Here is a 24,616-nt window from a genome sequence, read left to right as displayed (position 1 = left end):
TCCCCCTGAATTTCCGGTGCAGAGGGAACGTCACACGCACCTCACTCGTCCCCCGTGGGGGGAGCAGGCCCGACAGGCCCCGGTTTCCCCTGTCGTTTTCCGGTTTCGCATGGCACTATCGCCAAGGTCACCAGCAAGTTACTGACGGTAAATCAGATTTGGTCACTCGAGGGGGAGCTCGTGAACCGACGCCGCCACGCCACTGCCGCGATCACTGTGATCTGCGCCCTGACCGTGCTGGCCTCGCCCGCGCTGACCCTCCAGGCCGCCGCAGCGCCGCTCCCCCCTCCGCCGCCGAAGAAGAGCCTGGAGGAGGTGCGCCAGGAGATCGACGAGCTGTACCGGAAGGCCGCCGTCGCGACCGACGCGTACAACCTCGCCGAGGAGAAGACCAAGGAGCAGTCCGCCGAGATCGTCCGGCTCGCCCGGATGATCGTGGACGGCCGCGAGAAGATCGAGGACCTCAAGTCCAAGGCCGGCGCCCAGGCCCGCGCCCAGTACCGCAACGGCGGACTCCCGGACGGCGCGCAGCTCGTCCTCACGAACGACCCGCAGCTCTTCCTCGACGCCGCCGGACGGCTCAAGTCCGGGGCCAAGGCCACCACCGACCTCCTGGGCGAGATGACCCGCACCCAGGCCGAGTTGGACACGTACGCCAAGGACGCCAGCACCAACTGGACCAAGCTGGAAGCCATCCGCGTCAAGCAGGCCAAGGCGAAGAAGGAGATCAACGACAAGATCGCCGCCGCGAAGAAGCTGGAGTCGGAGCTCGCCGCCGAGGAGCGCGAGCGGCTGCGACTCCTGGAGGAGCAGGCCCAGCTCCGGGCCCAGACGACCTGGCTCGACACCGGCGTCCTCGACGGCCCGGCGGCGGGCGCGACCTCGGAGGGCAAGCGGGCGGTCGAGTTCGCGACGGCGCAGATCGGCAAGCCGTACGTCTGGGGCGCGGAGGGACCGCGCTCGTACGACTGCTCCGGGCTGACCCAGCGCGCCTGGGGCGCGGCCGGCCGGGGGATCCCGCGCACCTCGCAGGAGCAGTGGCGACTGCTTCCGCACGTGGACATCAAGGACATGCGGCCCGGCGACCTGATCGTCTACTTCAAGGACGCGAGCCACATCGGGATGTACGTCGGGAAGGGCATGATCGTGCACGCGCCGCGCCCGGGGCGGAACGTGACCCTCGCGGGCGCGGGCTCGATGGAGATCCTCGGAGTCGTCCGCCCTTCGTGACACGAGGCGAGCCGTCCGCCCTTCCTGAGAGAAGGGGCATGACCCGCCCTTCGTGACACAAGGCGAGTCGTCCGCTCTTCCTGACAGGAAGGGCATGGCCCGCCCTTCGTGACAGGAGGGGCGAGGCCCGCCCTTCCTGACACAACGGGCATGGGCCCGCCCTTCGTGACACGAGCCACTTTCCCGGCTGCGGGGGCGGTCCCGAGCGCGTGACGTTTCTCATGGGATCCGGACCCCCGTGCGGACCGTCCGGGGGCAAGTACCTCCCCTTCCGCGGCATATGCCAAGGGCGACGCGCGCTCTCACAGGCTGATCACCATTCCGCTGCGCACCGCCCTACCGCTATGGTCCGGGACGGGCGGGACGCCACCCGGCGCCCTGCGCACCCTCGGGGGGAGGGAAGGAAACCCGGACCGATGCCCGTATCCGTACCGCGCCAGAGAAACGTCTCTGCCGCTGCGGGGCCCGGCGAAGCCACCCCAATGGACGCCACTCCCATGACAGGCACAGTCACAGGAACCGACCGCACCGATCTCACTCTCCTGGTCGTCGAGGACGACCCGGCGGGCGCCTTCGCCGTACCCGAACTGCTCGACGCGGCGGACGCCGCCGGCACCCGGGTCCGCATCCGTACCGCCCGGAACCTCACCGAGGCCGAGCGGCTCCTCACCGACGACGTCCACTGCGTCCTCGTCGACCTGTCCCTGCCCGGCCCGCGCGCCGGGGCCGCCGGCGACGACCCGCTCGCCCCGCTGCGGCACATCCTGCGCCTCGCCCCGCGCCACGCGGTCCTCGCGCTGGCGGGCTCCGCCGACGCCGAGCTGGCGGCCGAGGCCGTACGCGTCGGGGCCCAGGACCACCTCTTCCGTGAGGAGCTCGACGGGCGGCTGCTCAGCCGGGCCATCCGGTACGCCGTCGAGCGCAAGCGGGCCGACGCCGTCCAGGTGAAGCTGGCCGAGTCCCGCCTCCGAGCCCAGGAGAACGCCCGCCTGGAACGCGGGCTGCTCCCCACGCCGCTCCTGGAGGGCTCCGACCTGCGGTTCGCCGCCCACTACCGGCCCGGCCGGTCCCGCGCCCTGCTCGGCGGCGACTTCTACGACGTCGTCCGCACCCCTGACGGCACCGTCCACGCCATGATCGGCGACGTCTGCGGCCACGGCCCCGACGAGGCCGCGCTCGGCGTCGAGCTGCGGATCGCCTGGCGGGCCCTGACCTTCGCGGGCCTCTGCGGGGACGAGCTGCTGTCCACGATGCAGCAGGTCCTGGAGCACGAGCGGGAGAGCGAGGAGATCTTCGCGACCCTCTGCACCGTCGACATCGCGCCCGACGGGCGCCGGGCGGGCCTCTGCCTGGCCGGGCACCCCTCGCCGCTGATCGCCCGGCAGGGGCGGACGGCGCGGCTCCTTCCGTACGAGGACGGCGGCCCGGCCCTCGGACTGCTTCCGCGCGCCCGCTGGCCGCGTCGGCAGGTCGAGCTGGGCGGGTCGTGGAGCCTGCTCATGTACACGGACGGGCTCATCGAGGGCCGCTCGGCGGGCCCCGACTCGCCGCGGCTCGGCCAGGACGGGATGGTCGAGATGATCAACCGCCAGCTGGCCTCGGGTCTGCGGGGCGAGGGTCTCCTGGAGGCGGCCGTGACCGAGGTCCGGTCGTTGAACGGCGGCGAGCTGACGGACGACGTCGCGGTCCTGGCCCTGGAAAGGGACAGGACCCGGGGGTAGTGCCCCGGGTCCTGTGATCGATGTGCGGTGCGGCTACCGGCCGCCGTTGTAGGGACCGTACGGTCCGTCGCTGCTGGAGCCGCCGCCTCGGCGGCCGCCCCGGCCTCCGCCGGAGACCTGCGCGAGCGCGGGGCGCACGTCCACCATGAAGACGATGGCGGCGATCAGCCCGGCGATCTGCAGGAAGAGCATCGGCAGCAGCAGGTTCAGGGCGAGGTTGATGCCCAGGATGATCAGCCAGAACTTCTTCGTCTGCTTCTCGGCGGCCCGGTAGGCGTCCTCGCGCGCCATGGCGGCGAAGACGAGCGCGGCGACGGCGAAGCCGGTGAAGACCAGGAAGATCACCAGGGAGAGAAGGGAGTCGAATCCCGCGCGCAACATGCTGAGCACCGCCTATGGGGATGGAGAAAGAGCGCCTCGCGGTCAAGGTACCCGGTACAACGCACCGGGTACCCGAATTGGTGCCCGGCCCTACTCCTTCTCGGCGGCGACCGTCTTCTTGGCGGGGGCCTTGCGGGCGGTGCTCTTCCGCGCGGGCGCCTTCTTGGCCTCGGGCTCGGCCTCGGCGGCCGGGGTCTCCGCCTCCTCGTCCGCCTTCGCCTCCGGCTCCGGCTCGACGACGACGGCGATCTCGGTGATCTCCTCGGCGACCTCGCCACGCCAGGCCCGGACGGCCTCCTCGCCGTGGGCGGCGACCTCCTCGTACTTCTCGCGCGCCTTGACCGCGTACTCGGCGGCGACGCCGACCCCGCGCAGGGCCAGGTCCTGGGCGGTCTCGCCGAGCTTCTTGAGGTCGGTGTCGAGGTTTCCGACGACCTCGGCGAGCTTCGACTGGACGGTGGCCTGGGCCTCCTTGGCCTGCGTGGACACCTTCTCCTGCACGGCCTTCGGGTCGGTCTTCCGCACGGCGTCGATGCGCGCGGGCGCCTCGGCCGCGAGCTGCTCGATCAGGCCGGGAACCTTCTTGGCCTGCTGGACGGCGAGGTCGGCGGTGCCGGCGGCGAAGTAGAGAGGGGTACGCAGTTCGTCGATGATGGCCATGCTGGTGTTCCTCCCGGACGTGACTACTGGCTCGAAGACGGTGTGGCGTCGGTGTCGGCTGCTGCGGCGGCGTCGGCGGCGTTCTCCTTGCGGAAGGAGTCGTAGATCTGGAGCAGCACCTGCTTCTGCCGCTCGTTGATCGAGGGATCGGCCAGGATGACGGCGCGCGTCTCCAGCTCCTCCCGCTCCTTCTCGTCGAGGATCCCGGCCCGTACGTAGAGCGTCTCGGCGGAGATCCGCAGCGCCTTCGCGACCTGCTGGAGGACCTCGGCGCTGGGCTTGCGCAGCCCGCGCTCGATCTGGCTGAGGTACGGGTTCGACACCCCGGCGGCGTCGGCGAGCTGCCGCAGGGAGAGCTGCGCGGTCCGCCGCTGTTCGCGGAGGTACTCGCCGAGATTGCCGACGTTGAGCGATGCCATGCCCCGACCATGCCAGCCTTTGCTAACTATTGCAAGCAGCTGCTTGCAATAGTCGCGCCCGGGGCGGGGCGTACCGTGCCATGCTGGGCCAGTGGACCTTGAGGACCTGAAACGACTGCGCCGCGCGCGGGACACCATGGACCGCGACTACGCCTCGCCGCTCGACGTACCGGCCCTGGCGAGGGTCGCACTGATGTCGACGGGGCACTTCGCCCGCAGCTTCCGCACCGCGTTCGGCGAGACGCCGTACAGCTATCTGATGACCCGTCGCGTCGAGCGGGCGAAGGCGCTGCTGCGGCGGGGGGACCTGAGCGTGACGGAGGTCTGCTTCGAGGTGGGCTGTACGTCGCTCGGCTCGTTCAGCTCGCGCTTCACGGAGCTGGTCGGCGAGACGCCGAGCGCGTACCGGGCGCGCAGCCACGAGGAGGGCGCGGCGATGCCGGCGTGCGTCGCGAAGGTGCTGACACGGCCGGTGAAGAACGGCGGGCCCGCCGGCGCCGCCGGCTCCGCCGAAGCGATCAGGATCGGAGAAGCGGGATCGAACGCCTCCCCGTAGCGTCGACGGCATGGACAACATCAAGCTCTCCCAGTGCTTCATCACCGTCGACGACGCCGACGCGGCGCTCGGTTTCTACCGCGACGCCCTCGGCCTGGAGGTCCGCAACGACGTCGGCTACGAGGGGATGCGCTGGGTGACCATGGGGTCGCCCGCGCAGCCGGAGGTGGCGGTCGTCCTGGAGACGCCGCTCCCCGACCCCAGCGCCTCGGCGGCCGACCGCGAGGCGGTCACGGACCTCCTCGGCAAGGGCCTGCTGCGCGGCGTGATCTTCTCGACGGAGGACGTCGACGCCACCTTCGAACGCGTCCGGGCGGCCGGCGCCGAGGTGCTCCAGGAGCCGGTCGACCAGCACTACGGCGTCCGCGACTGCGCGTTCCGCGACCCGGCCGGCAACATGATCCGCTTCGCCCAGCCGAAAGCCTGACACGATGGGCCGAAGGCCCAACGGGGAGGGACAGCATGACAGTTGACGAGGGGAACGACGTGGCGGCGCCCAGGCGGCGCGCGGATGTCCTCGACGAGGCGGGGGTCGCGGGGCCGGGGCGGTTCACCGGTCCCACGACGGGGGACGAGCTGCCGATGCTCGCCGGGTTCCTGGCGGACCAGCGGGCGACGCTCGCCCTGAAGTGCGCGGGCCTGGAGGAACAGCTGGCGGTCAGGTCCGTGGAACCGTCGACGCTGTCCCTCCTCGGCCTCGTCCGGCACCTGGCCGACGTCGAGCGCCACTGGTTCCGCGAGATCCTCGCCGGCCAGAAGGACGCGCGCCCTCTCTTCTCCTCCCCGGCCTCCCCCGACGGGGACTTCGACGAGGCCGCACCCGGCCCGGCGGCCGTCACGGAGGCCTGGGAGGCCTGGCGCGCGGCGGTGGACTTCGCGGACCGCTTCACGGCGGAGGCGCCGGACCTGGACGTCTCGGGCGAGGACGGGTGGCGCGGCACGGTGTCGCTCCGCTGGGTCCTGATCCACATGATCGAGGAGTACGCCCGCCACAACGGCCACGCGGACCTCATCCGGGAGCGCATCGACGGCGAGCGGGGGGTGTAATCACCCCCGCCCGCGCCTGTGCCCGTCGGCCTCGGCCCAGGCCGCCAGCGTCTCGAAGTCGGCGGTAGCGAGGCCGGTCCGGGCGTCCACCCGGTGGAGGAGCGCCCGGCCCGGGTGATGGGCGGCGACCCAGGCGCGGTCCGCCACGCCGATCTCGTCGTCCACCCAGGCGAAGGGCCGCCCGGCGGCCCATGCCACGAGGGCCGGCGTCTTCCAGTGGAGGCCGGGCTCCTCGGGGCCGTCGGGCCAGGGGACCAGTGGCAGGGCGGGCAGGCCGAGGCGCGGGGCGACCCAGGTGTTCGCGTCCGCCTCCCAGGTGGTCGCCCACACCAGGTCGTACGGCAGCGCCGCGAGCCGGGGCCCCTGCGCGGGATCGAGCCGCGCGAGGAGCGGACTCACCGACGAGGGCGGCGCAGGCGGGTACGTCGGGTACGCGCCGCCCTCCGCGCCGAAGGGGATCAGCGGTCCGTCCACATCCAGGAAGAGCAGCGCGGTCGTCATGCCTCCATCCTGACCACCCCGACACTCGTCCGCTTCTCGATAATCCGTGACGGATCGATGCTCGCTACCCTGGCAGGTATGACAGCCATGGCACCCACCCGCACCGAACCCGACCTCTCCTACCTCCTCGATCACACCAGCCACGTCCTGCGGACCCGGATGGCCGCCGCGCTCCACACCATCGGGCTCACCGCCCGGATGCACTGCGTGCTGGTGCACGCCCTGGAGGAGGAGCGGACGCAGGCGCAGCTCGCGGAGATCGGCGACATGGACAAGACCACCATGGTCGTGACCGTCGACGCCCTGGAGAAGGCCGGGCTCGCCGAGCGCAGGCCGTCCAGCACCGATCGGCGGGCGCGGATCATCGCGGTCACCGAGGCGGGGGCCGAGGTCGCCCGGCAGAGCCAGAAGATCGTCGACGACGTGCACCAGAGCGCCCTCTCCTCACTCCCCGACGAGGAGCGCACCGTCCTGCTGCGCGCCCTGAACCGGCTGGCCACCGGCCATCTGGAGACCCCCGCGGAGAGCCCGGCACCCGCCCGCCGGGCCCGTCAGCGCGGATAGGACCAGCCGTCAGCGCAGATAGGGCCGACCGTCAGCGCGGATAGGACCGGCCGTCGGCGCAGATAGGGCCGGCCGTCGGCGCAGACAGGGCCGGCCGTCGGCACGGACAGGACCCGGCCGTCACCACGGACAGGACTCGACAAAAGCCGTCCCGTAAAAAATAGTCTGCAACAAAACCATCTGCTAACGTCTCTCCTGTCGCCTCCGTCGAACAGGAGAGATCCCCATGTCTGCCACCAACCCCCGCCTCGCCCTCGGCGTCCTCGCCACCGGCATGCTGATGACCGTCCTCGACGGCAGCATCGTCACCGTCGCGATGCCCGCCATCCAGGGCGACCTCGGCTTCACCCCCGCCGGCCTCAGCTGGGTCGTCAACGCCTACCTCATCGCCTTCGGTTCGCTCCTCCTCCTCGCCGGCCGGCTCGGCGACCTCATCGGCCGCAAGCGGATGTTCCTCGCGGGCACCGCGGTCTTCACCGCCGCCTCCCTCCTCGCCGGCGTCGCCGCCTCCCCCGCCGTCCTCATCGCCGCCCGCTTCCTCCAGGGCGTCGGCAGCGCGATGTCCTCCGCCGTCGGCCTCGGCATCCTCGTCACCCTCTTCACCGCACCCCGCGAACGCGCCCGCGCCATCGCCGTGTTCAGCTTCACCGGCGCCGCCGGAGCCTCCCTCGGCCAGGTCCTCGGCGGTGTCCTCACCGACGCCCTCGCCTGGAACTGGATCTTCTTCATCAACCTGCCCATCGGCGTCGCCACCCTCCTCGTCGCCCTCCGCGCCCTCCCCGCCGACCGCGCCCTGGGCCTGAAGGCCGGCGCCGACGTCACCGGCGCGCTGCTCGTGACCAGCGGCCTGATGGCCGGCATCTACACCGTCGTCAAGATCGAGGAGTACGGGGCCGGTTCGGCGCACACCCTCGGCTTCGGGGCCCTCGCCCTCGCCCTCCTCGCCGGCTTCCTGCTCCGCCAGGCGAAGGCGGCGGTCCCCCTCATGCCGCTGCGGATCCTCCGCTCCCGCGCCGTCGCCGGTGCGAACGCCGTCCAGATGCTGATGGTCGCCGCGCTCTTCTCCTTCCAGGTCCTCGTCGCCCTCTACCTGCAGAAGGTCCTCGGGTACGGGGCCGCCGAGACCGGCTTCGCGATGCTGCCCGCCGCGCTGATCATCGGCGCCGTCTCCCTCGGCGTCTCGGCGCCCCTCATCGCCCGCTTCGGCGAGCGGAACGTCCTGCTCACCGGCCTCCTCCTGCTCGTCGGCGTCCTGGGCCTGCTGACCCGCGTCCCCGTCCACGCCTCGTACGCCACCGACCTGCTCCCCGTGATGCTGCTCGCCGCCGGCTTCGGCCTCGCGCTGCCCTCCCTCACCGCGCTCGCCATGTCCGGCGCGGAGGAGGCGGACGCGGGCCTGGCCTCCGGGCTCTTCAACACCACCCAGCAGATCGGCATGGCCCTCGGCGTCGCGGTCCTCTCCACCCTGGCCGCCGCCCGCACCGAGTCCCTCACGGCAGCCGGAAAGCCCGACGCCGAGGCGCTGACCGGCGGTTACCACCTCGCCTTCGGCGTCGGCGCCGGTCTCCTCCTCCTCGCCCTGACCGTCGCCCTCACCGTCCTGCGCCCGACCGCCACCACCACCAAGCCCCCGCAGATGACAATGGCGGCATGAGAGCCGACCGACTCGTCGCCGCCCTGCTCTTCCTCCAGACGACCCGGCGGCGGGTCACCGCCGCCGAACTCGCCGCCGAACTCGGCGTGTCCGAGCGCACGGCCCGCCGGGATCTCGAAGCGCTCGCGAGCGCCGGGATCCCGGTGTACTCCCAGGCCGGGCAGGGCGGCGGCTGGTCGCTCGTCGGCGGAGCCCGTACCGATCTGACCGGCCTGACGGCCCCCGAGATCCGCGAGCTGTTCCTCCTCACCGGACCGGACGCCGAGGCGAGCCCGCACACCCGGACCGCCCTCCGCAAGCTCGTACGGGCCCTCCCCGCACCCCTCCGCGAGGGCGCCGAGGCCGCCGCCCGCGCCGGGATCACCGACGGCACGGACTGGACGGGCGCGGAGCCCGAGGAAGCCCAACTGGCCGCGCTCCAGCGGGCGGTGGTCGAAGCCCGGGAGCTGCGCATCGGGTACGCCCGCCCCGGCCGCGCGCCGCGCGAGCGGACCGTCCAGCCGCTCGGCATCGCCGTGAAGTCCGGGGTCCGCTACCTCCTCGCGGACACGGCGGACGGCCTGCGCACCTACCGCGTCGCCCGCGTCACCTCGGTGACCGAGACCGGAGCCCCCGCCGTACGCCCCGAGGGCTTCGATCTCGCCACCGCCTGGCGCACGCTCGCCGCCCGCATGGAGGACCGGATGGTCGCCGCGACGGTCCGGGGCCGGGCCGCCCCCGGCACCGAGTCCGTCCTGGAGGGCCTCCTCGGAGGGCGGATACGGTACGGGGAGCGGGCCCCGGACGGCTGGACCTCCTTCGAGGCCGACGGCCCCTCCCCCGAGGTGCTCGCCGCCCGACTGGCCGGCCTCGGCGCCCGCCTGGAGCTCCTCGACCCGCCCGAGGCGCGCACGGCCCTGGCCCGGATCGGCGCCGAACTCACCGCGCTGTATCAGGGGCAAGCCACTCCGGCAGCTCCCGCTCGTGCACCAGCGCGAGGCGCGACACGGCCCGGGTGAGCACCACGTACAGCCGGTTCAGCCCGCGCGCCTCGGCCGCCACGATCGCCGCCGGTTCGACGACCACGACGTGGTCGAACTCCAGGCCCTTGACGACGGTCGCGGGCAGCACGGTCACCCGTTCCCCGTACCCCCTCACCTCCTCGGCCACCGCGTCGACGTGGTGGTCGGCCGTGATCACCCCCACCGAGCCCTCCGTCGCCAGCGCGGCCCGCACCGCCTCGCGCACCCCGGCGGCCAGGTCCGTCGTCCGGTGGACCGTCACCTCGCCGTCCCGGCGCACCGAACGCCCGGCGGGCACGTCGGCGCCGAGCCGCGGCAGGACCCGGTTGGCGAGGTCGACGATCGCCGCCGGCACCCGGTAGCCGAGGGTCAGCGGTACGACCGGCGTCCCGGGCTTGCCCAGGTGGGCCAGCTGCTCGTCCCAGTCGCGGGCCGCCCACGGCGTGGTGCCCTGGGCGAGGTCCCCGAGGACGGTGAGCGAGCCGAACTCGGTGCGGCGGGCGATGGCCCGGCACTGCATGGGCGAGAGGTCCTGGGCCTCGTCGACGACGACGTGCCCGTAGCTCTCGGGGCGTTCGATCAGGCCGGCGAGTTCGTCGAGGAGGACGAGGTCGGCGGCGGTCCACCGCGCCGAGCGGTACGAGCGGGGCGGCCGCGCCCAGCGGACGGCCGCGAGCTCCTCCCCGAACGCAGTAAGCCCGTCGCCGAGCGCCGCGGGATCCTCCCCGAACACCGCAAGCCCGTCCCCGAGCGCCGCGGAATCCTCCCCGAACACCGCAAGCCCGTCCCCGAGCGCCGCGGAATCCTCCCCGAACACCGCAAGCCCGTCGCCGAACGCCGCGAGATCCTCCCCGAACACCGCGAGGTCATCCCCGACCCCCGCAAGCCCCTCCCCGAACACCGCCGGATCCGTCAGGACCTCCGCGAGGACCTCCTCCGGCGTCGTCCTCGGCCAGCACCGGTCGAGGAACGCCGTCACCGCCCGCGCCCGCTCGATCTTCCGGACCCAGGCCGCGCCCATGGGCCCCGAGCGGCGTTCGGCCCGGAGCTGGAGGGCCCGGACGACCCGGGCGCGGACCCGCTCGCGGCCGGTCGCGTAGGGCGGCGCCTCCTCCCGTACCGCCGAGACGATCGCGGCGAGCTCCGCCGCCGGGAGCCGCCAGTGGTACGAGCCGTCCGGGACGGCCAGGTCCTCCGCGGGGGCCGGGTCGACCCTGCCGTACAGCGCGCGGTGCAGCACCTGCGCCATCCGGGCGTCGTGCTTGACCCGGGCCGCCGCCTCGCCGTCCTCGGCCCGGACCGGGTGGCGGGCGATCTCCTCGTCGAGGGTGGCCTGCCGGATGCCGGTCTCGCCGAGCGAGGGCAGCACCTCGGAGATGTACGAGAGGAAGGCCCGGTGGGGGCCGAGGACGAGGAGGCCGGAGCGGCGGATCCGCTGCGGATGCGTGTAGAGGAGGTACGCGGCGCGGTGCAGGCCCACCGCGGTCTTGCCGGTGCCGGGCGCGCCCTGCACGCAGAGGGAGGCGGCGGGCTCGGAGCGTACGAGGTCGTCCTGTTCGGGCTGGATCGTCGCGGCGATGTCCCGCATGGGGCCGACCCGGGGGCGCTCGATCTCCCCGGCGACCAGGGCGCTGACGGTCCCCGCCCCGCCGCCGTCCGTGAGGCGCTCGTCCTCCAGGGCGGTCAGGTCCTCGGTGGCGCCCTCGCTGTGCGGGGCCCAGCCGAAGCGGCGGCGCCGGAGGACGCCCTGCGGGTCGTGCGCGCCGGCCTGGTAGTAGGCGCGGGAGACGGGCGCGCGCCAGTCGACGACGAGCGGCGGGGCGGCCGGGTGCTCGGCGATCCGGCGGCGGCCGATGTGGTGGATCTGGCCGTCCTCGCGGTCGAGGCGGCCGAAGAACAGCGGTCCGGGCGGCTGTTCGCCCATCTCCTTGGCGCGGCTGCGCAGGTGGTGGCCGAGCGCCTCGGCGTCGGCGCCGGAGGCGGCGACGTCCTCGCCGATGACGACCTGATCGGCGACGTCCTCGGTCATGCGGATCAGGGCGGCGCGGCAGGCGTCGTGGTGGGAGCGTTCGCGGGCGAGCTCAAGGTCCAGTGACGTCATTCCGACAAGGCTAGCGGAAAACGTTACTGGGTTACATTTTTTACTTAGACACAGACGATCGGCCTCAGTACGGCAGCCCCTGCCGCAACGACCGGAACGCCGCCTCCACCCCCGCCACCGCGTCCCGCCCCACCTCCTCGATCGGATCGCCGGCCATCAACCGGGCCACGTTCTCGTTCGCCAGGATCCGCAGCACGGCCACGATCTGCCCGGCCGCGAGCCGCGCCACCAGCGGGTCGCCGCCCAGCGCCCGCGCGAGGACCTCCTCCGACCGCTGCTGGTAGCCGTGGATCGCGGCGAGCAGGGCGGGGGTCCCGTACAGCAGCCGGTGGTACGCGAGGACCGCCGGCACATCACACAGCCCGGTGACCGGATCACGCCGCTCCAGGCCTTCGAGGAGATGCGCGTACAGCGCGTCGAGCGGCGCCGCGCCCTGCGCACGCCCCGCCTCCACCACGCGCGCGGACTCGTCCTCGTGGTCGGCGAAGCGGTGGAGGACCAGGTCCTCCTTGGCGGGGAAGTACCGGAAGAGCGTCGGCTTCGACACCTCGGCGGCGGCGGCCACCTCCGCGACGGAGACCCCGTCGAAACCCTTCTCCATGAAGAGCGCGATGGCGGCGTCCGACAGGGCTTGCCGGGTGCGCGCCTTCTTCCGCTCACGCAACCCGGTCGGGTACTCCGGCTTCACGGGACATCTCCTTTGAGAGACGTCCATCCTAGTGAGGGCAGGACTCAGAAGATGTCCGGCGAGAAGGGCCGCAGCGGGGTGCGGAACAGCAGGTCGGCGCGGACGGCCGCACCGGTCGTCAGCTCCTCCACGCGCCCGAGGCGGGACAGCCGTACGGCCGACTCGTCACCGAACGCGAGCGTCCCCAACTCGGCGACGTCGAAGGCGAGATCGGCGGACTCGGTGGTACGGACACAGGCCGCGCCCGCCGCGGAGGCGTCCAGCCGGAACCGCCCGCCGGCGAGCCCGTCGGCATCCCGCACCTCCAGGACGAGGCTCTCCTCCACCGGATACGTCCGGCTCTCCAGGACCCGGACCACGTCCAGGACCCGGACCCACAGCATGTCCGCGTACGTCACCATCCTGGCCGCGCGCGGGTCGGGCAGGAGCAGCGGCAGCGGGTCGTCCGGCGCCCGGTAGCCCGAGCGGACCGTGGCGATCCAGTCGATCGAGCAGAGGTAGTGCCACAGGGCACGCTCGGCGGCCGGGGTCACCGCGACGAGGTCGCGCACGGTCGCCGTGTTCAGGGGCTGCTTCGCGTCGTCCCACTTGTCGTCGGCGGTGTACCCGACGTACCCCTCGACCTCACCGGAGGCCGACCGGTACAGGGCGTAATACGGCTCCCGCCACGGATCGCTCTGGTAACCGAGCCCGGTGCCGCGCTCCCAGTCCCGCTTGTCGCGGTTGGTCACGCCGGCGCGGACACCGGCCAGACGGCGGTGCAGCCCGGGCCCGACCCTGCGGATCTCGTCGCCGTCCGTCAGATCGATCCGGCCGCCGTCCTCCGGGCGGCCCGAGCGGCGCGGGTCGAGACCGGCCCGGCGCACGTCCACGCTCCACTCGGCGGTCCAGCTCGCCGCACCGAAACCGAACCGCCCGTAGATCGGGTACTCGGCGGCGATCAGGGTCGCGATCGCATCGCCCCGCTCCTTCGCGGCAGCGAGGTCGACGGCCATCATCCGGCTCAGCAGACCGCGCCTGCGGTGCGTCGGCGCGACCGTGACCTGAGTGATCGCGTCGGCGACGAGGCTGCCCCCGCCGACCGTGCTGACCTCCTGCCGGAAGGACCGGAACGTGGCGACGATCCGATCCCCGTCGAAGGCCCCGAGCGTCCGCGCGAGGTCCGCGTGGGCCAGCCGGTCGGCGAACTCCTCGTCGGAGACCACCGGCGTCCGGAGGAAGCCGGTGCGCAGCGCCCGCTGCCACTCCCGGAACTCGGACTCCGTCACGGCACGCACGTCGAAGGTCATCCTCCGACCCTACGACCGGCCCGTACGCCCCCGCACCCGACTTTCCCGGTGCTCAGGCCAGCAGGTCGTCGACCTGTGCCTCGCCCTCCCGGTAGCGGCGGGCGATCTCCGCGCTGCAGTCGTCGGCGGTCCGCTGGAGGCGCTGCCGGCGCCGCGAGATCTGCTGCTCGTACCCCGCCAGCCGCCCCATCGCCGCGTGCAGCTCGTCGTCCGTGCGGGCCGTCAGGTCCGAGAGCTCGACCTCCGACAGCATCTCGGTCGCGAGCCGCCGGTACTCCTCGCCGCGCGGCGTCGAAAGCGTCACGTGCCGCGCCGAACTGCGGTGCCGCGAAGGCACGTCGGCGAGGATCTCGGAGAGCCGGTCGAGGACCGGGGCCTCCGGATCGGTCCGTCGCGCCAGCTCGGCCCGCAGGATGTCGATCCGGCCCTGGAGCATCCGGCGTACATAACTCAGGTCGGCCTCGTCGCTCTGCGCGTCCCGGCGCAGCGCGCGCAGCTCGGGCAGCCGCAGGGCACCGAGGTCGGGCTGCGTACGGTCGGGCCGCAGTCGGTCAGTCTGCGTCCGGTCCGCCGGCTCGGCGGTCCGCTGCACGGGTGGGCGTGTCACGGGTCCTCCGCCCGGTCCTCCGCCGCGGGTTCCGGAGCGGATCAGCGGTACGGGCCCGGACGGCGTCGGCCCGGTGCCATGTGCACTCATGAGAATCGTCCCCTCGACCGGTGCTGGTCCCGCACCGCCTCCTCGCATGGTGCCACTCCTGCATGTGCACGTGCAGGCGCTCTGCACCCGTTCGGCCCTCTTCTGTACCGGGTCGGTAGGTTGGTGCGCATGCGAGCTGTGGTGCAGAGAGTCGACGGCGCGAGCGTCGTCGTCGCAGGGGAGACCGTCGGTGAGATCACCGGCGAGGGGCTGTGCGTCCTGGTCGGGGTGACCCACGACGACACCCCGGAGAAGGCCGCCCAATTGGCCAGAAAGCTCTGGTCCGTCCGGGTACTGGACGGCGAGAAGTCGTGCTCCGACGTGAACGCGCCGCTGCTCGTCATCTCCCAGTTCACCCTCTACGGAGACGCCCGCAAGGGCCGCCGCCCCACCTGGAACGCCGCGGCCCCCGGCCCGGTCGCCGAACCCCTCGTCGACGAGGTCGTCGCCCAGCTCCGCGCCCTCGGCGCCCACGTGGAGACGGGCCGCTTCGGAGCGGACATGCGCGTCTCGCTCACGAACCACGGCCCGTTCACAGTGCTGCTCGACGTGTGATCAGGGCTCGACGACGGTCTCCTGCGCGGCCGCCGTCGTCCCGGCGATCAGCGGGGCGTCCACCGGGACGTTCCGCTTGAGCAGGGCGAGGGCGATCGGCCCGAGCTCGTGGTGGCGGACGGCCGTCGTCACGAAGCCGAGCTGCCGGCCCTCCTCCCCGTCGGCCGCAAGCCGGATCGGGGTGCCGTGCGCGGGCAGCAGGACCTCGCTGCCGTCCAGGTGCAGGAAGACCAGACGGCGCGGCGGCTTCCCCAGGTTCTGCACCCGGGCGACGGTCTCCTGGCCCCGGTAGCAGCCCTTCTGGAGGTGGACGGCGCTGCCGATGAGGCCGACCTCGTGCGGGATCGTCCGGTGGTCGGTCTCGAAACCGAGCCGCGGCCGGTGCGCCTCGACCCGCAGCGCCTCGTACGCGAGGATCCCGGCGGCCGGCCCGTGCGAGGCCGCGAAGGACTCCAGGTCGGCGCGGGGCAGGAACAGATCGCGGCCGTGCGGGGTCTCCCGTACGACGACACCCTCGGGCACCTCGGCGATGGAACCGGCCGGCAGATGGACGACGGCGAAGTCCTCCGTCCGGTCGGCGACCTCCACCCGGTAGAAGAACTTCATCGACTCCAGGTACGCGACGAGCTCCTCGCACGTCCCCGGCTCGACGTGCGCCCACACCGTCTCGCCGTCGTCGACGAGGTACAGGGCGTGCTCGATGTGCCCGTTCGCGGACAGGATCAGCGCTTCGGTGGCCTGCCCGGGCGGCAGCTCGGTCATGTGCTGGGTGACGAGCAGGTGCAGCCAGCTCAGCCGGTCGTCACCGGAGACGGCGACGACGCCCCGGTGCGAGAGGTCGACGAAACCGTTGCCTTCGGAGAGGGCACGCTGCTCGCGGAAGAGGTCGCCGTAGTGCGCGGCGACGCCTTCGTCGCGGCCTTCGGCGGGGACGGCGCCGGGCAGGGACAACAGAGGGCTCTTCATGGTGAAAAGCCTACGACTCGGCGGCCGCGTCCTTGTTCGAGCAGTCCCGGCAGCGGCCGAAGATGGCGAAGTGCTTCATGTCCGTCTCGAACCCGAAGGTCTCACGGAGCTTCCCGGTGAACTCGGCCGCCACCTCGACGTCCGCCTCGATCACCTCGGAACAGTCCCGGCACACCAGGTGCAGATGGTGGTGCCGGTCGGCGAGGTGATAGGTCGGCGCCCCGTGCCCCAGATGCGCGTGCGAGACGAGCCCGAGCTCCTCGAGAAGCTCCAGGGTCCGGTACACGGTGGAGATGTTCACCCCGGAGGCCGTCCTGCGGACCTCGACGAGGATGTCGTCCGGGGTCGCGTGCTCCAGCTTGTCCACGGCTTCCAGGACAAGCTGACGCTGCGGCGTCAGCCGATAGCCACGCTGCCGCAGATCGCTCTTCCAGTCGGTGCTCACCACGCCCCCCAGTTTGACATCCTCCGCCCTCGAACGGGGCAGAGTCCCTTCTCAGGCCGCATGCAGCCCGGTGGGTGGTTGACGCTTCACAGACCGGGCATCCCCGAGGTCTCCACGTCCTGACACCGCCTGCCCGGCGGCGTGATCGATGTTGCGTCCCGCATTGGTGTCCGCGTTGGCCTCAAACCCGCAACCAGGGTTCTTGCACACGAAGCGGGCCTGGGTCTCCCGGCTGCCCGAGGTGACGCAGCCGCAGGCGGAGCAGCGGCGGGAGGTGTTCGGGGCGGGGACCTTGACCACGATGCCACCGCGCTCGGCGGCCTTGTACTCCAGCATCGCCACGGTCCGCCCCCACGCCTCTGCGGCAATCGCCCGGTTGAGCCCGGCCTTCTGGCGGACATTGGTGCCGGGGACTTCCACGCTTCCCCTGGCGGACCTGACCATGCCGGCGATGGCCAGGTCTTCCACCCCGATGCGTGAGAAGGTCTCGGCGATCCGGGTGGTGGTCTTGTGCTGCCAGTCGACCGCTCGGCGCTTGGCTGTCGCACGGAGCTGGGCGATCCGGTCATTTGTACGCGCCAGGCGACGCGAGTCCCTCTCGCCAGGCTTGCGAGCCCGGCGCCTCCGCTCTCTGGCCTTCTCCAGTCGGCGCAGCCGCCTCGTCTCACCCTCGGTGAGCCAGGCGCCGTGTTCGCGGAAGGTGCCGTCGGACAGGGCGAGGGGCTTGGCGATGCCCCGGTCGATGCCCACGCTCGGGCCGGTATGCCCGGCCGGTTCGGGTACCTCGCGCTGGACACGGAAGACGACGTACCAGCCGTCCGCCTCCTTCACCAGCCGGGCCCCGGAGACTCTGCTCTCCTTGTCGGCGCGCTTACCGACGGGGAGGTCCCTGGTCCAGCGGAACAGCACGTGCCCGATCTTCGGCGCCCACATTCGACCCCACCGCCGGTTCAGGCGCACGATCTGGAGATCGCGGCCCTGCGGAATGTCGATGGCCATGCGCGAGCGGAAACGGCCCTTGAAGGCCGGGCCTGGGCCCGGCCTTCCCAGCAGTTCCGCCACGCCTGAAAGTACGTCTTCAGCACGGCCTGCGCCGCCTGCGCGGGCAGGACACCGAGCCAGGGAAGATCCTTACGCCCCTGCCGGATCACCGCATCTGCGGCGGCAAGGCTACGGCGCTCTTGGGGAAGCATCGTCCACCAGTCGTGCACAAGGTTCCACAGGGCACGGGCGGCATGCCCCTGATCATCCGCCGCCGACGCTTGACTCGGGGTGAGGCAGAGCCGGGCCTTGTGACCACGGTGACGCTTCAACACCCCTCCCGATCCCACCCGGCGCCCATAAGGCATCGGCCGGGGCGCACCCCCGCCGACATCGTCTGCGACGCTACTCGGCCGCCCCGAACGTAGAGCCTCAATGACGGAGCTCTTCTCATACTGGCTGCAATCCGCACATTCATGCGGCTTTCTGCCATCAGTTCAGCACCGAGTGATCGCCAATGCCGACGTTCCACCAGCACAGTCGGGCGCGGGCAGGGCGTCTCGGAGAGGTACGCCGAGGGCCCACCGGCAGTGAGTCGGTGGGCCCTCGGGACGTGCGTGTCCTACTTGAAGAAGGCGATGCCGTCGTCCGGCATGTCGGGCAGGTTGCGGGCCATCTCCGCGACCTCCTCCGGCGTCACGACCTTCTTCAGGTGCGCCGACATGTACGGGCGGAGCGGGACCTCGGGGGTCGCCTTCTCGCCCACCCACATGAGGTCGCTGTTCACGTAGCCGTAGAGCCGCTTGCCACCGCTGTACGGGCCCGAGGCCGCGGTCCGGGCGACGGCGTCCGTCGCCAGGTCGATCTGCGGCTTCTGGTGGGCCAGCTCGCCGTACCAGATCTCGACGATGCCCTGGTCACGGACCATGACGATCTCGACCTTGCGGTCCTTGTCGATCCGCCAGTAGCCGCTCTCGCTCTCCAGCGGACGGACCTTGTTGCCCTCGTTGTCCAGGACCCAGGAGTGCGAGTGGTACTCGATGAAGTCCCGGCCGTCGTGGCTGAACGTCACGGACTGGCCGAAGTTGCACTTCTCGGCGCCGGGGAAGTCGGACACGCCCGCGCCCTCCCACGTACCGAGCAGGAACGCGAGGGGGACGAGGTCCGGGTTGAGGTCGGACGGGATCTCGATCATGAGCAGCTCTGGCGTTCTCTAGAAGTGGTTACCGCTGGCCCTGGTACAGCTTCTTCACGGTCAGACCGGCGAAGGCGATCACGCCGACGGCGACCAGGACCAGGAGAGTTTCGAAGAAAACGATCACGGGGTGCTCCTCGACTGAGCGGTGAAGGCGGAACGGGCCGGACCCCAGCTTAGTGGGCGGGGGTCCGGCCCACCCTGTGAGGTGGGTCTAGCGGTGTGTGACTAGCCGAGCAGCTGCGCCTGGAGCGCGACCGTCTGCTGGAACGGCACCGTGAGCGCCCCGCCCTTCCGGGTCTGGGTGACCACCGCGAAGGTGTCCCCGGCCTGGATGTAGGCCCAGCGGGTCTGCTCGGGGCCGTACGGCTCGTCCTCCGCGTACGCGTAGAGCGCCTGGTTCGGCACGTCGATGTCCTGTACCGAGGTGTCGATCTCCGACACCTCGACCCCGACGGGCAGCCGGCCGAACTGCGACACCTCCTCCATCGTCTTGTCCTTGAACGCCTCCGAGAACGCCACCGACGAGAACCGCAGCAGGTGGATCCGGGTGGTCGTGCCGTCCGGCGTGGTCCAGCCGCGGGCGGCGACGTGCCGGAGCGCCGAGTCGGTCAGCTCCGCCTTCACCTCGCCCCGGTCCTTCTCCTTGAGGAGCCCTAGGTAGGAGTCGAGCCCGACGAAGCCGCCGTTCAGCTTCGGGTCGACCGTGGCGCCCGCCGGGGCGGGCAGCAGGAGCTTCCGCAGGTCGGCGTGGTGGATCTCGCCGGCGTTGCCGTCGCTGTACGGACGCGGGGCCCCCTCCGGCAGCGCCGGGAGCGCGAGCTTCGGGTACTCCCAGCGCCCGTCGGACTCGGTCGCGAGCCCCGGCACGTCGGTGCGGTCCATGGCGGTGATCCCCATGGCCGTACCGGCGCCGACCCCGCCGCAGACGAGGACGGCGGCGGTCCAGCGGGCGATGCCCCAGAGCAGCGGCTTCCGGGACTTCTTGGGTACGGGGGGTGCGTCCAGCGGGGGTGCGTCCACGGGCTGCGTCTGCGCCGGGATCAGTGCCTCGGTCGGCGTGTGCGGCTGCGTTTCCGTCGGCATCTGCGTCTGCTCGGTCATACGTACTCCCCCGGGGATGCGATGTGGTCGAGCTGCCGCGTCAGCAGCTCGGCCACGGCCGCCTTGTCGAACGGCTTGGCACCCGCCGCCTTCATGGTGACGAGGACCTCGGAGTCGTACGCGAGGCAGATCATCTCCTCCAGCGCCACGGCCCGCTCCTTCTTGTCGAGCGAGTCGTTTACGGGAGCCAGGTAGCAGACCGCGTTCTTGTGGTCCTTGACCTTGGGTCCCTTCGGGAACTTCAGGACGTCCATGACCTCCTTGCGGATCCGGTAGCTGTTCCTGATCTGCTTCTTGTCCTTCATGCTCGCGAGCTCGAAGGTGACGACGACGTCGCTGTTCAGGTCGGCGAAGGAGCGGACCCCGATGCCCCGGATGCCGAGCTTCTCGACGTCCTTGTCGAACGCGCGCCGCTTCTTCCCGGAGAGCCCCTCGCCCGCCTGCTTCATCAGCGCGGTGGCCTCCGCGGCGCCGAGCTCGCCGTCGTTCCCGTACAGCTCCTCGTCGGGGCCGAACTCGTACCCCTCCGGCAGCGGCAGCAGCAGCTTGCTCAGGGGCGTGCCGGCCTTGCCGCGGGCCAGGGCGGCGGCCGGGTCCTCGTCGTCCTGCGCGTCCTCGTCCGTCTCGCCCCACACCTGCGTCGCCGCGGTGCGGTCGGCGGAGGAGACGGTGACGGCGGTGTACGTGACGCCGCCGCCGATCAGTCCGAGGACGAGCACGGAGGGGAGGACGACGCCGAGCAGGATCCGCCGCGCACCCCGCTTCTTCGGCTCCTGGTCCACCACGGGCTCGGTCACGTCGTTCCGGTCCTCACTCACAGGCGCCCCAGCTGTCGCTCGGCCAGCGAACGGATCTCCTTCTCGGAGATCTTCTTGGTGTCGCCGACGAAGATCTCGACGGCGATGTCACCGCGCTGGAAGTAGGCCCTGGCCTCGTAGTAGTCGAGGTAGCCGGCCTTCCGCTGCACGGGGAAGAGGTAGTAGCGGCCGTCGGACGAGCCCTTGAGCTCCTTGCCCTCGTTGTCGGCGTAGTCCTCGTCCGGCATGTAGCGCTGCTGGCTCTCGATGTGCTCCTGCGCGCCGATGGTGTCGCTCGCGCGGTACTGGACCAGCCGGATCTCGGTGGTCTTGTACTCGCCGACCTTCCAGGACTCGGCCGCGACGCGGCGGATCCCCATGTCCAGCTGGTCGTCGAGGGCGCCGCCGGGATTGTTGAACTCCGAGGCGAACTCGTACACCGGCATCCAGCCGTCACGGGGGCCGAACCCGGCCTTCTTCGCTCCGGCGGGCTTGGGCAGGAGCAGCTTCCGCAGGTCGCCCTGGGCCTTGGCCTGGCGGTCCTCGGACGCCGCGAGCGGCTTCGGCGTCTGCCCCTTGGGCAGCGGCTTCGCCGGGTACGCGAGGCCCGGCTGGTTCAGCGGCGGGAGCGCGGTGGGTTCGCGGTCGGCCTGGATGCCGTAGCCGACGGCGGTGCCGCCGACGAGGCCGATGACGGCGGCGACGGCGATGAGCCCGACGGTACGGAGGAGGCGGCGGCGCGGCTTCTGGACCGGAGGGGCGGTTTCCGTGGCCGACTCCGGTTCGGGCGGTGATGTTGTATCCGTATTTTGGATACTTTCTTCGATACTCAAGAGTCCCCCCACGAGACCTGAAGCGCGGATTCCGTCATCCGCGCACACAGCTGACACGTGAGAGGTGCATGAGGTTGCACCGCCCCGCATTACAGTTCGGTATATGGCGAAGAAGCTCGTGATCAAGGTGACCGCAGGGGCCGACGCCCCCGAACGCTGCTCCCAGGCCTTCACGGTGGCCGCCGTCGCCGTCGCCAGCGGCGTCGAGGTCTCGCTCTGGCTGACCGGCGAGTCGTCCTGGTTCGCCCTCCCCGGCCGCGCCGCGGAGTTCGACCTCCCGCACGCCGCGCCGCTGCCGGACCTGATCGACTCGATCCTGGCGGCCGGCCGCATCACGCTCTGCACGCAGTGCGCGGCCCGCCGCGAGATCACGGAGAAGGACGTCCTGGACGGCGTCCGCATCGCCGGCGCGCAGGTCTTCGTCCAGGAAGCGATGTCCGACGAGACCCAGGCCCTCGTCTACTGATCCACAGGATCTACGGCTCGCGGCGTTTCTTGCCGTCCAGCTCGTCCCACCACTCGTCCGACTTCGGGTCGCCCGAGGGATCGTCCCACCAGCGGTCCTCCGGGCCCCGGCGGTTCGCGACCATCGCGGCGAACGGGGGGATGACCATGGCGACGACGCACATGCCGATGGCGACCGGCATCGAGAACAGCCGCACGACGGCCCAGGCGCCCACGAAAAGCACCAGGCAGGCGCCCATCATCCAGAAGTAGACGTGGCGACGTCGTGCGTACACACCTTCAGCGTACGACCGCGTTCCCTGCGCGGACAGATTCCTTGTGCGGACAGATTCCTTGCGCGGACAGACCGGAGGGCCGTGCCTCAAGTCCTGGATTAGGCGTCCAACCCCCCAGGAGGCACGGCCCTCCGGCCGTTCGGGTGCGGTGTGTCACCGCGCTCGCAGATCAGACTGCGATGGCCACGTCCGTCAGGCTGCCGGCCTCGGTGACGACGACCTTGCGGTCGGCCTGGGCACCGGGGACCAGGGCGCGGAGGGTCCACTCGCCGGTCGCCGCGTAGAAGCGGAACTGGCCGGTGGCCGAGGTCGGGACCTCGGCGGTGAACTCGCCGGAGCCGTCGAGGAGGCGCACGTAACCGGTGACGGGCTCGCCGTCCTTGGTCACCTGGCCCTGGATGGCCGTCTCACCGGGCTTGAGCGTGCTGACGTCGGGGCCGCCGACCTGAGCTCCACACATGTTCTCTGTCCTGTCCTAGAGGTTTCGGGGGTCGCGCGACCGGATTACTTGTTGGCGCCGAGCTCGATCGGCACGCCGACGAGGGAGCCGTACTCGGTCCAGGAGCCGTCGTAGTTCTTGACGTTCGTGACCTCGAGGAGCTCGTGCAGGACGAACCAGGTCAGCGCGGAGCGCTCGCCGATGCGGCAGTACGCGATGGTGTCCTTCGCCAGGTCGACCTGCTCGTCCTCGTAGAGGGCCTTGAGCTCGTCGTCCGACTTGAAGGTGCCGTCGTCGTTGGCGTTCTTCGACCACGGGATGTTGCGGGCGCTCGGCACGTGGCCGGGGCGCTGCGACTGCTCCTGCGGGAGGTGCGCCGGGGCGAGCAGCTTGCCGGAGAACTCGTCGGGCGAGCGGACGTCGACCAGGTTCTGGGCGCCGATCGCGGCCACGACGTCGTCGCGGAAGGCGCGGATCGAGGCGTCCTGGGCCTTGGCCTTGTACTCGGTGGCCGGGCGGGCAGGTACGTCGGAACCGTCGACGAGGTCGCGGGAGTCGAGCTCCCACTTCTTGCGGCCGCCGTCGAGGAGCTTGACGTCCTGGTGGCCGTAGAGCTTGAAGTACCAGTAGGCGTAGGAGGCGAACCAGTTGTTGTTGCCGCCGTAGAGGACGACCGTGGTGTCGTTCGCGATGCCCTTGGCCGAGAGGAGCTTCTCGAAGCCCTCCTGGTCGATGAAGTCGCGGCGGACCGGGTCCTGCAGGTCCTTGGTCCAGTCGATACGGATGGCGTTGCGGATGTGGTTCTTCTCGTACGCCGAGGTGTCCTCGTCGACCTCGACGATGGCGACCTGCGGGTTGTCGAGGTTGGCCTCGACCCAGTCCGCGTCGACCAGGACGTCGCTGCGAGCCATGCTGTTCTCCTCCGGGGCAGTGTGCGGGGGTGTGCTGCGGTGGTGCGGGCGTGTGCTGCGGTACGCGTCGTCGCGGGCGTACGGAGATGCGGACGTGCGGACGGCGCTGCACAGGGGCGGCCCAGACGTCAGTCAACGGGCCTGAGGGATACGGGAGTTGGCGTCCCGCTCAGACTGAGCGACAGAGCATGGCGGCGACGCGGCACAGGTCTACTGCCCGCCGCTTCGTGAGATCCGCCTGTCGCTTCATGCCCTCGATCGTAGGGACGGACAGGCGGCCGTGTCACCGGTGTGTCGTATTTTGAGACGCGATCGTCCGAGATGCGAGACGTGATCAGGGTACGAGTCGGCTCCGGACGCCTCCGGGACGAGGTGTCCGCTTCGCCATCTGCGGATCGGACGGCCGTGTCTCAGCATGTGAAAAACGGCCCCGGACGGGCGGTGCTCAGCCCGCCAGGACGACGTCCTTGCCGGTCACCATGACCGCGAGGCCGTCCGGGCGCGGCTCGACCTTCTCCACCTTCATACCGGCGATCAGGCCGATCGGGCGCTCGAAGTCGGTGCGGGCCCGGACCAGGTCCTCCAGGCCCGGGATGCCGCCGCCCGGCACCTCGTCGGCGCGGACCTTGATGGTGTCGCCGTTGACGACGGTGACCGTGGAGAGGACCGAGCGGGTCAGGCTGCGGCCCATGATCTTCACGCTGCCGGTGACCTTCACCTTGCCGTTCCCGCCGTAGGCGACGGTGGCCTCGCGGTCGGAGGCGGCGGTGAGGTCCGCGTACGAGATGAGGGCCGTGCCGCTCGCGGAGCCCGCCTTCGCGCCCGCCCAGTCGCCGGTCACGGCCACGTCCCGCAGGGCCACGGTCAGCTCGCCGACCCGGATGTCCTTGTCGCCCGCCGTCGCCGTGACGCCGGTCGCCTTCACATCGACCTCGTCGAACCGCTTGTCCGCGACCTGGGTGAGGAACGGGAAGCCCTTGATGTCGACCTCGATGGAGTCGCTCTTCGCGGCCGAGAGCTTCACCCGGCTCGACGCCTCCGACTCGGCGTACGACACGGCCAGCCGGTCGATCCCGACGAGGATCCCGCCCAGCACGACGGCCACGATCAACAGAATCCGCAGTGCTCGCATGGGCTGAGC

Annotated in this window: 30 protein-coding genes; 10 read left to right on the top strand and 20 right to left on the bottom strand. The window is 71.4% G+C overall.

The features are described 5' to 3' along the window. Positions 1-180: 180 nt before the first annotated feature. Both AC07AW_RS36400 and AC07AW_RS36395 read left to right on the top strand, forming a co-directional pair. The gene (locus tag AC07AW_RS36400) at positions 181-1,230 is read left to right on the top strand and encodes a C40 family peptidase (protein ID WP_478819739.1); all 1,050 of its coding nucleotides are present in this window, start codon (positions 181-183) and stop codon (positions 1,228-1,230) included. A gap of 482 nt (positions 1,231-1,712) precedes the next feature. Then, positions 1,713-2,951 carry a PP2C family protein-serine/threonine phosphatase gene (locus tag AC07AW_RS36395; protein WP_478819738.1) on the top strand — a complete coding sequence of 413 codons (1,239 nt, stop codon included), beginning with the start codon at positions 1,713-1,715 and terminating at the stop codon, positions 2,949-2,951. A gap of 33 nt (positions 2,952-2,984) precedes the next feature. Here AC07AW_RS36395 and AC07AW_RS36390 read toward each other — a convergent pair whose 3' ends face one another. The 3 genes from AC07AW_RS36390 to AC07AW_RS36380 form a co-directional block, all read right to left on the bottom strand. Further along, complete coding sequence (locus AC07AW_RS36390) at positions 2,985-3,332, bottom strand: DUF2516 family protein (RefSeq protein ID WP_478819737.1); 348 nt, start codon at positions 3,330-3,332, stop codon at positions 2,985-2,987. Between the two features lie 90 nt (positions 3,333-3,422). Continuing rightward, a complete protein-coding gene (locus tag AC07AW_RS36385; RefSeq protein WP_478819736.1) occupies positions 3,423-3,992 on the bottom strand; it encodes a hypothetical protein in 570 nt (189 codons plus the stop codon). Positions 3,993-4,015: 23 nt separating this feature from the next. Then, positions 4,016-4,411 carry a helix-turn-helix domain-containing protein gene (locus AC07AW_RS36380; RefSeq protein ID WP_478819735.1) on the bottom strand — a complete coding sequence of 132 codons (396 nt, stop codon included), beginning with the start codon at positions 4,409-4,411 and terminating at the stop codon, positions 4,016-4,018. Positions 4,412-4,502: 91 nt separating this feature from the next. Here AC07AW_RS36380 and AC07AW_RS36375 point away from each other — a divergent pair, with 91 nt between their 5' ends. From AC07AW_RS36375 to AC07AW_RS36365, 3 genes are read left to right on the top strand one after another with little or no spacing between them, the layout of a single operon-like run. Continuing rightward, entirely contained in the window at positions 4,503-4,967 is a 465-nt protein-coding gene (locus AC07AW_RS36375) for a helix-turn-helix domain-containing protein (RefSeq protein WP_478819734.1), read from the top strand. Positions 4,968-4,977: 10 nt separating this feature from the next. Next, positions 4,978-5,394 (top strand): VOC family protein, encoded by a 417-nt coding sequence (locus AC07AW_RS36370; protein ID WP_478819733.1) that lies wholly within the window; start codon positions 4,978-4,980, stop codon positions 5,392-5,394. 35 nt (positions 5,395-5,429) lie between these two features. Then, positions 5,430-6,014 carry a DinB family protein gene (locus tag AC07AW_RS36365; protein WP_478819732.1) on the top strand — a complete coding sequence of 195 codons (585 nt, stop codon included), beginning with the start codon at positions 5,430-5,432 and terminating at the stop codon, positions 6,012-6,014. Here AC07AW_RS36365 and AC07AW_RS36360 read toward each other — a convergent pair whose 3' ends face one another. Next, entirely contained in the window at positions 6,015-6,515 is a 501-nt protein-coding gene (locus AC07AW_RS36360; RefSeq protein ID WP_478819731.1) for an HAD domain-containing protein, read from the bottom strand. A 78-nt stretch (positions 6,516-6,593) separates the two neighbouring features. Here AC07AW_RS36360 and AC07AW_RS36355 point away from each other — a divergent pair, with 78 nt between their 5' ends. From AC07AW_RS36355 to AC07AW_RS36345, 3 genes are all read left to right on the top strand, one after another. Beyond that, positions 6,594-7,079 carry a MarR family winged helix-turn-helix transcriptional regulator gene (locus tag AC07AW_RS36355; RefSeq protein ID WP_478819730.1) on the top strand — a complete coding sequence of 162 codons (486 nt, stop codon included), beginning with the start codon at positions 6,594-6,596 and terminating at the stop codon, positions 7,077-7,079. Positions 7,080-7,305: 226 nt separating this feature from the next. After that, positions 7,306-8,733, top strand: a complete 1,428-nt coding sequence (locus tag AC07AW_RS36350) for an MFS transporter (protein ID WP_478819729.1) — start codon at positions 7,306-7,308, stop codon at positions 8,731-8,733. Continuing rightward, positions 8,730-9,731 (top strand): helix-turn-helix transcriptional regulator, encoded by a 1,002-nt coding sequence (locus AC07AW_RS36345; protein ID WP_478819728.1) that lies wholly within the window; start codon positions 8,730-8,732, stop codon positions 9,729-9,731. Before AC07AW_RS36350 ends, AC07AW_RS36345 begins: the two co-directional genes overlap by 4 nt. Here the strand turns inward: AC07AW_RS36345 and AC07AW_RS36340 are convergent. From AC07AW_RS36340 to AC07AW_RS36325, 4 genes are all read right to left on the bottom strand, one after another. Beyond that, positions 9,652-11,835, bottom strand: a complete 2,184-nt coding sequence (locus AC07AW_RS36340; RefSeq protein WP_478819727.1) for a HelD family protein — start codon at positions 11,833-11,835, stop codon at positions 9,652-9,654. The two genes, AC07AW_RS36345 and AC07AW_RS36340, sit on opposite strands and share 80 nt — an antisense overlap. Positions 11,836-11,899: 64 nt before the next feature. Beyond that, positions 11,900-12,523, bottom strand: a complete 624-nt coding sequence (locus tag AC07AW_RS36335) for a TetR/AcrR family transcriptional regulator (protein ID WP_478819726.1) — start codon at positions 12,521-12,523, stop codon at positions 11,900-11,902. A 44-nt stretch (positions 12,524-12,567) separates the two neighbouring features. Further along, complete coding sequence (locus tag AC07AW_RS36330) at positions 12,568-13,812, bottom strand: GNAT family N-acetyltransferase (RefSeq protein WP_478819725.1); 1,245 nt, start codon at positions 13,810-13,812, stop codon at positions 12,568-12,570. A 52-nt stretch (positions 13,813-13,864) separates the two neighbouring features. Then, on the bottom strand, positions 13,865-14,509 hold the full coding sequence (locus AC07AW_RS36325; protein ID WP_478819724.1) for an RsiG family protein: 645 nt from the start codon (positions 14,507-14,509) through the stop codon (positions 13,865-13,867). A gap of 129 nt (positions 14,510-14,638) precedes the next feature. On the opposite strand from AC07AW_RS36325, the gene dtd reads away from it, so the two are divergent. Beyond that, positions 14,639-15,064, top strand: coding sequence for a D-aminoacyl-tRNA deacylase (gene dtd, locus AC07AW_RS36320; RefSeq protein WP_478819723.1), 426 nt, complete (start codon positions 14,639-14,641; stop codon positions 15,062-15,064). Here the strand turns inward: dtd and ygfZ are convergent, their stop codons facing one another. From ygfZ to AC07AW_RS36285, 7 genes are all read right to left on the bottom strand, one after another. Then, entirely contained in the window at positions 15,065-16,030 is a 966-nt protein-coding gene (gene ygfZ, locus AC07AW_RS36315) for a CAF17-like 4Fe-4S cluster assembly/insertion protein YgfZ (RefSeq protein ID WP_478819722.1), read from the bottom strand. A 10-nt stretch (positions 16,031-16,040) separates the two neighbouring features. Beyond that, the gene (locus AC07AW_RS36310; RefSeq protein ID WP_383663138.1) at positions 16,041-16,478 is read right to left on the bottom strand and encodes a Fur family transcriptional regulator; all 438 of its coding nucleotides are present in this window, start codon (positions 16,476-16,478) and stop codon (positions 16,041-16,043) included. Positions 16,479-16,526: 48 nt separating this feature from the next. Continuing rightward, the gene (locus tag AC07AW_RS36305) at positions 16,527-17,537 is read right to left on the bottom strand and encodes an RNA-guided endonuclease InsQ/TnpB family protein (RefSeq protein ID WP_478819721.1); all 1,011 of its coding nucleotides are present in this window, start codon (positions 17,535-17,537) and stop codon (positions 16,527-16,529) included. A 541-nt stretch (positions 17,538-18,078) separates the two neighbouring features. After that, entirely contained in the window at positions 18,079-18,651 is a 573-nt protein-coding gene (locus AC07AW_RS36300) for a heme-binding beta-barrel domain-containing protein (protein ID WP_478819720.1), read from the bottom strand. A gap of 228 nt (positions 18,652-18,879) precedes the next feature. After that, positions 18,880-19,755: a hypothetical protein gene (locus AC07AW_RS36295; RefSeq protein ID WP_478819719.1), complete on the bottom strand. Its 876-nt coding sequence runs from the start codon at positions 19,753-19,755 to the stop codon at positions 18,880-18,882. Then, positions 19,752-20,552 carry a hypothetical protein gene (locus AC07AW_RS36290; RefSeq protein WP_478819718.1) on the bottom strand — a complete coding sequence of 267 codons (801 nt, stop codon included), beginning with the start codon at positions 20,550-20,552 and terminating at the stop codon, positions 19,752-19,754. The genes AC07AW_RS36295 and AC07AW_RS36290 overlap by 4 nt, the downstream gene beginning before the upstream one ends. 17 nt (positions 20,553-20,569) lie before the next feature. Continuing rightward, a complete protein-coding gene (locus AC07AW_RS36285) occupies positions 20,570-21,385 on the bottom strand; it encodes a hypothetical protein (RefSeq protein ID WP_478819717.1) in 816 nt (271 codons plus the stop codon). 103 nt (positions 21,386-21,488) lie between these two features. Between AC07AW_RS36285 and AC07AW_RS36280 the strand changes: the two genes are divergently transcribed. Next, a complete protein-coding gene (locus AC07AW_RS36280) occupies positions 21,489-21,851 on the top strand; it encodes a DsrE family protein (protein ID WP_478819716.1) in 363 nt (120 codons plus the stop codon). Between the two features lie 10 nt (positions 21,852-21,861). On the opposite strand, the gene AC07AW_RS36275 is transcribed toward AC07AW_RS36280, so the two are convergent. The 5 genes from AC07AW_RS36275 to AC07AW_RS36255 all read right to left on the bottom strand — a co-directional run bounded on the left by AC07AW_RS36275 (position 21,862) and on the right by AC07AW_RS36255 (position 24,607). Then, a complete protein-coding gene (locus AC07AW_RS36275; RefSeq protein ID WP_478819831.1) occupies positions 21,862-22,161 on the bottom strand; it encodes a DUF3099 domain-containing protein in 300 nt (99 codons plus the stop codon). A gap of 133 nt (positions 22,162-22,294) precedes the next feature. After that, positions 22,295-22,585, bottom strand: coding sequence for a DUF1416 domain-containing protein (locus AC07AW_RS36270; RefSeq protein ID WP_030693674.1), 291 nt, complete (start codon positions 22,583-22,585; stop codon positions 22,295-22,297). A 44-nt stretch (positions 22,586-22,629) separates the two neighbouring features. Then, positions 22,630-23,475 (bottom strand): sulfurtransferase, encoded by an 846-nt coding sequence (locus tag AC07AW_RS36265; protein WP_478819715.1) that lies wholly within the window; start codon positions 23,473-23,475, stop codon positions 22,630-22,632. A 169-nt stretch (positions 23,476-23,644) separates the two neighbouring features. Next, on the bottom strand, positions 23,645-23,725 hold the full coding sequence (locus tag AC07AW_RS36260; RefSeq protein ID WP_350497993.1) for a putative leader peptide: 81 nt from the start codon (positions 23,723-23,725) through the stop codon (positions 23,645-23,647). Between the two features lie 195 nt (positions 23,726-23,920). Further along, a complete protein-coding gene (locus AC07AW_RS36255; RefSeq protein WP_478819714.1) occupies positions 23,921-24,607 on the bottom strand; it encodes an LmeA family phospholipid-binding protein in 687 nt (228 codons plus the stop codon). Positions 24,608-24,616: the final 9 nt, after the last annotated feature.

This window comes from Streptomyces sp. NPDC044003 (assembly GCF_056435185.1).
This window is presented reverse-complemented; position numbering and strand designations above follow the sequence as displayed.

Bases quoted from the DNA above. Each gene is read 5' to 3' on its own strand.
- AC07AW_RS36395 (WP_478819738.1), top strand. From the start codon at position 1,713: ATGGACGCCACTCCCATGACAGGCACAGTCACAGGAACCGACCGCACC.
- AC07AW_RS36390 (WP_478819737.1), bottom strand. From the start codon at position 3,332: ATGTTGCGCGCGGGATTCGACTCCCTTCTCTCCCTGGTGATCTTCCTG.
- AC07AW_RS36385 (WP_478819736.1), bottom strand. From the start codon at position 3,992: ATGGCCATCATCGACGAACTGCGTACCCCTCTCTACTTCGCCGCCGGC.
- AC07AW_RS36380 (WP_478819735.1), bottom strand. From the start codon at position 4,411: ATGGCATCGCTCAACGTCGGCAATCTCGGCGAGTACCTCCGCGAACAG.
- AC07AW_RS36370 (WP_478819733.1), top strand. From the start codon at position 4,978: ATGGACAACATCAAGCTCTCCCAGTGCTTCATCACCGTCGACGACGCC.
- AC07AW_RS36365 (WP_478819732.1), top strand. From the start codon at position 5,430: ATGACAGTTGACGAGGGGAACGACGTGGCGGCGCCCAGGCGGCGCGCG.
- AC07AW_RS36360 (WP_478819731.1), bottom strand. From the start codon at position 6,515: ATGACGACCGCGCTGCTCTTCCTGGATGTGGACGGACCGCTGATCCCC.
- AC07AW_RS36355 (WP_478819730.1), top strand. From the start codon at position 6,594: ATGACAGCCATGGCACCCACCCGCACCGAACCCGACCTCTCCTACCTC.
- AC07AW_RS36350 (WP_478819729.1), top strand. From the start codon at position 7,306: ATGTCTGCCACCAACCCCCGCCTCGCCCTCGGCGTCCTCGCCACCGGC.
- AC07AW_RS36345 (WP_478819728.1), top strand. From the start codon at position 8,730: ATGAGAGCCGACCGACTCGTCGCCGCCCTGCTCTTCCTCCAGACGACC.
- AC07AW_RS36340 (WP_478819727.1), bottom strand. From the start codon at position 11,835: ATGACGTCACTGGACCTTGAGCTCGCCCGCGAACGCTCCCACCACGAC.
- AC07AW_RS36330 (WP_478819725.1), bottom strand. From the start codon at position 13,812: ATGACCTTCGACGTGCGTGCCGTGACGGAGTCCGAGTTCCGGGAGTGG.
- AC07AW_RS36325 (WP_478819724.1), bottom strand. From the start codon at position 14,509: ATGAGTGCACATGGCACCGGGCCGACGCCGTCCGGGCCCGTACCGCTG.
- dtd (WP_478819723.1), top strand. From the start codon at position 14,639: ATGCGAGCTGTGGTGCAGAGAGTCGACGGCGCGAGCGTCGTCGTCGCA.
- ygfZ (WP_478819722.1), bottom strand. From the start codon at position 16,030: ATGAAGAGCCCTCTGTTGTCCCTGCCCGGCGCCGTCCCCGCCGAAGGC.
- AC07AW_RS36300 (WP_478819720.1), bottom strand. From the start codon at position 18,651: ATGATCGAGATCCCGTCCGACCTCAACCCGGACCTCGTCCCCCTCGCG.
- AC07AW_RS36295 (WP_478819719.1), bottom strand. From the start codon at position 19,755: ATGACCGAGCAGACGCAGATGCCGACGGAAACGCAGCCGCACACGCCG.
- AC07AW_RS36280 (WP_478819716.1), top strand. From the start codon at position 21,489: ATGGCGAAGAAGCTCGTGATCAAGGTGACCGCAGGGGCCGACGCCCCC.
- AC07AW_RS36270 (WP_030693674.1), bottom strand. From the start codon at position 22,585: ATGTGTGGAGCTCAGGTCGGCGGCCCCGACGTCAGCACGCTCAAGCCC.
- AC07AW_RS36265 (WP_478819715.1), bottom strand. From the start codon at position 23,475: ATGGCTCGCAGCGACGTCCTGGTCGACGCGGACTGGGTCGAGGCCAAC.
- AC07AW_RS36260 (WP_350497993.1), bottom strand. From the start codon at position 23,725: ATGAAGCGACAGGCGGATCTCACGAAGCGGCGGGCAGTAGACCTGTGC.
- AC07AW_RS36255 (WP_478819714.1), bottom strand. From the start codon at position 24,607: ATGCGAGCACTGCGGATTCTGTTGATCGTGGCCGTCGTGCTGGGCGGG.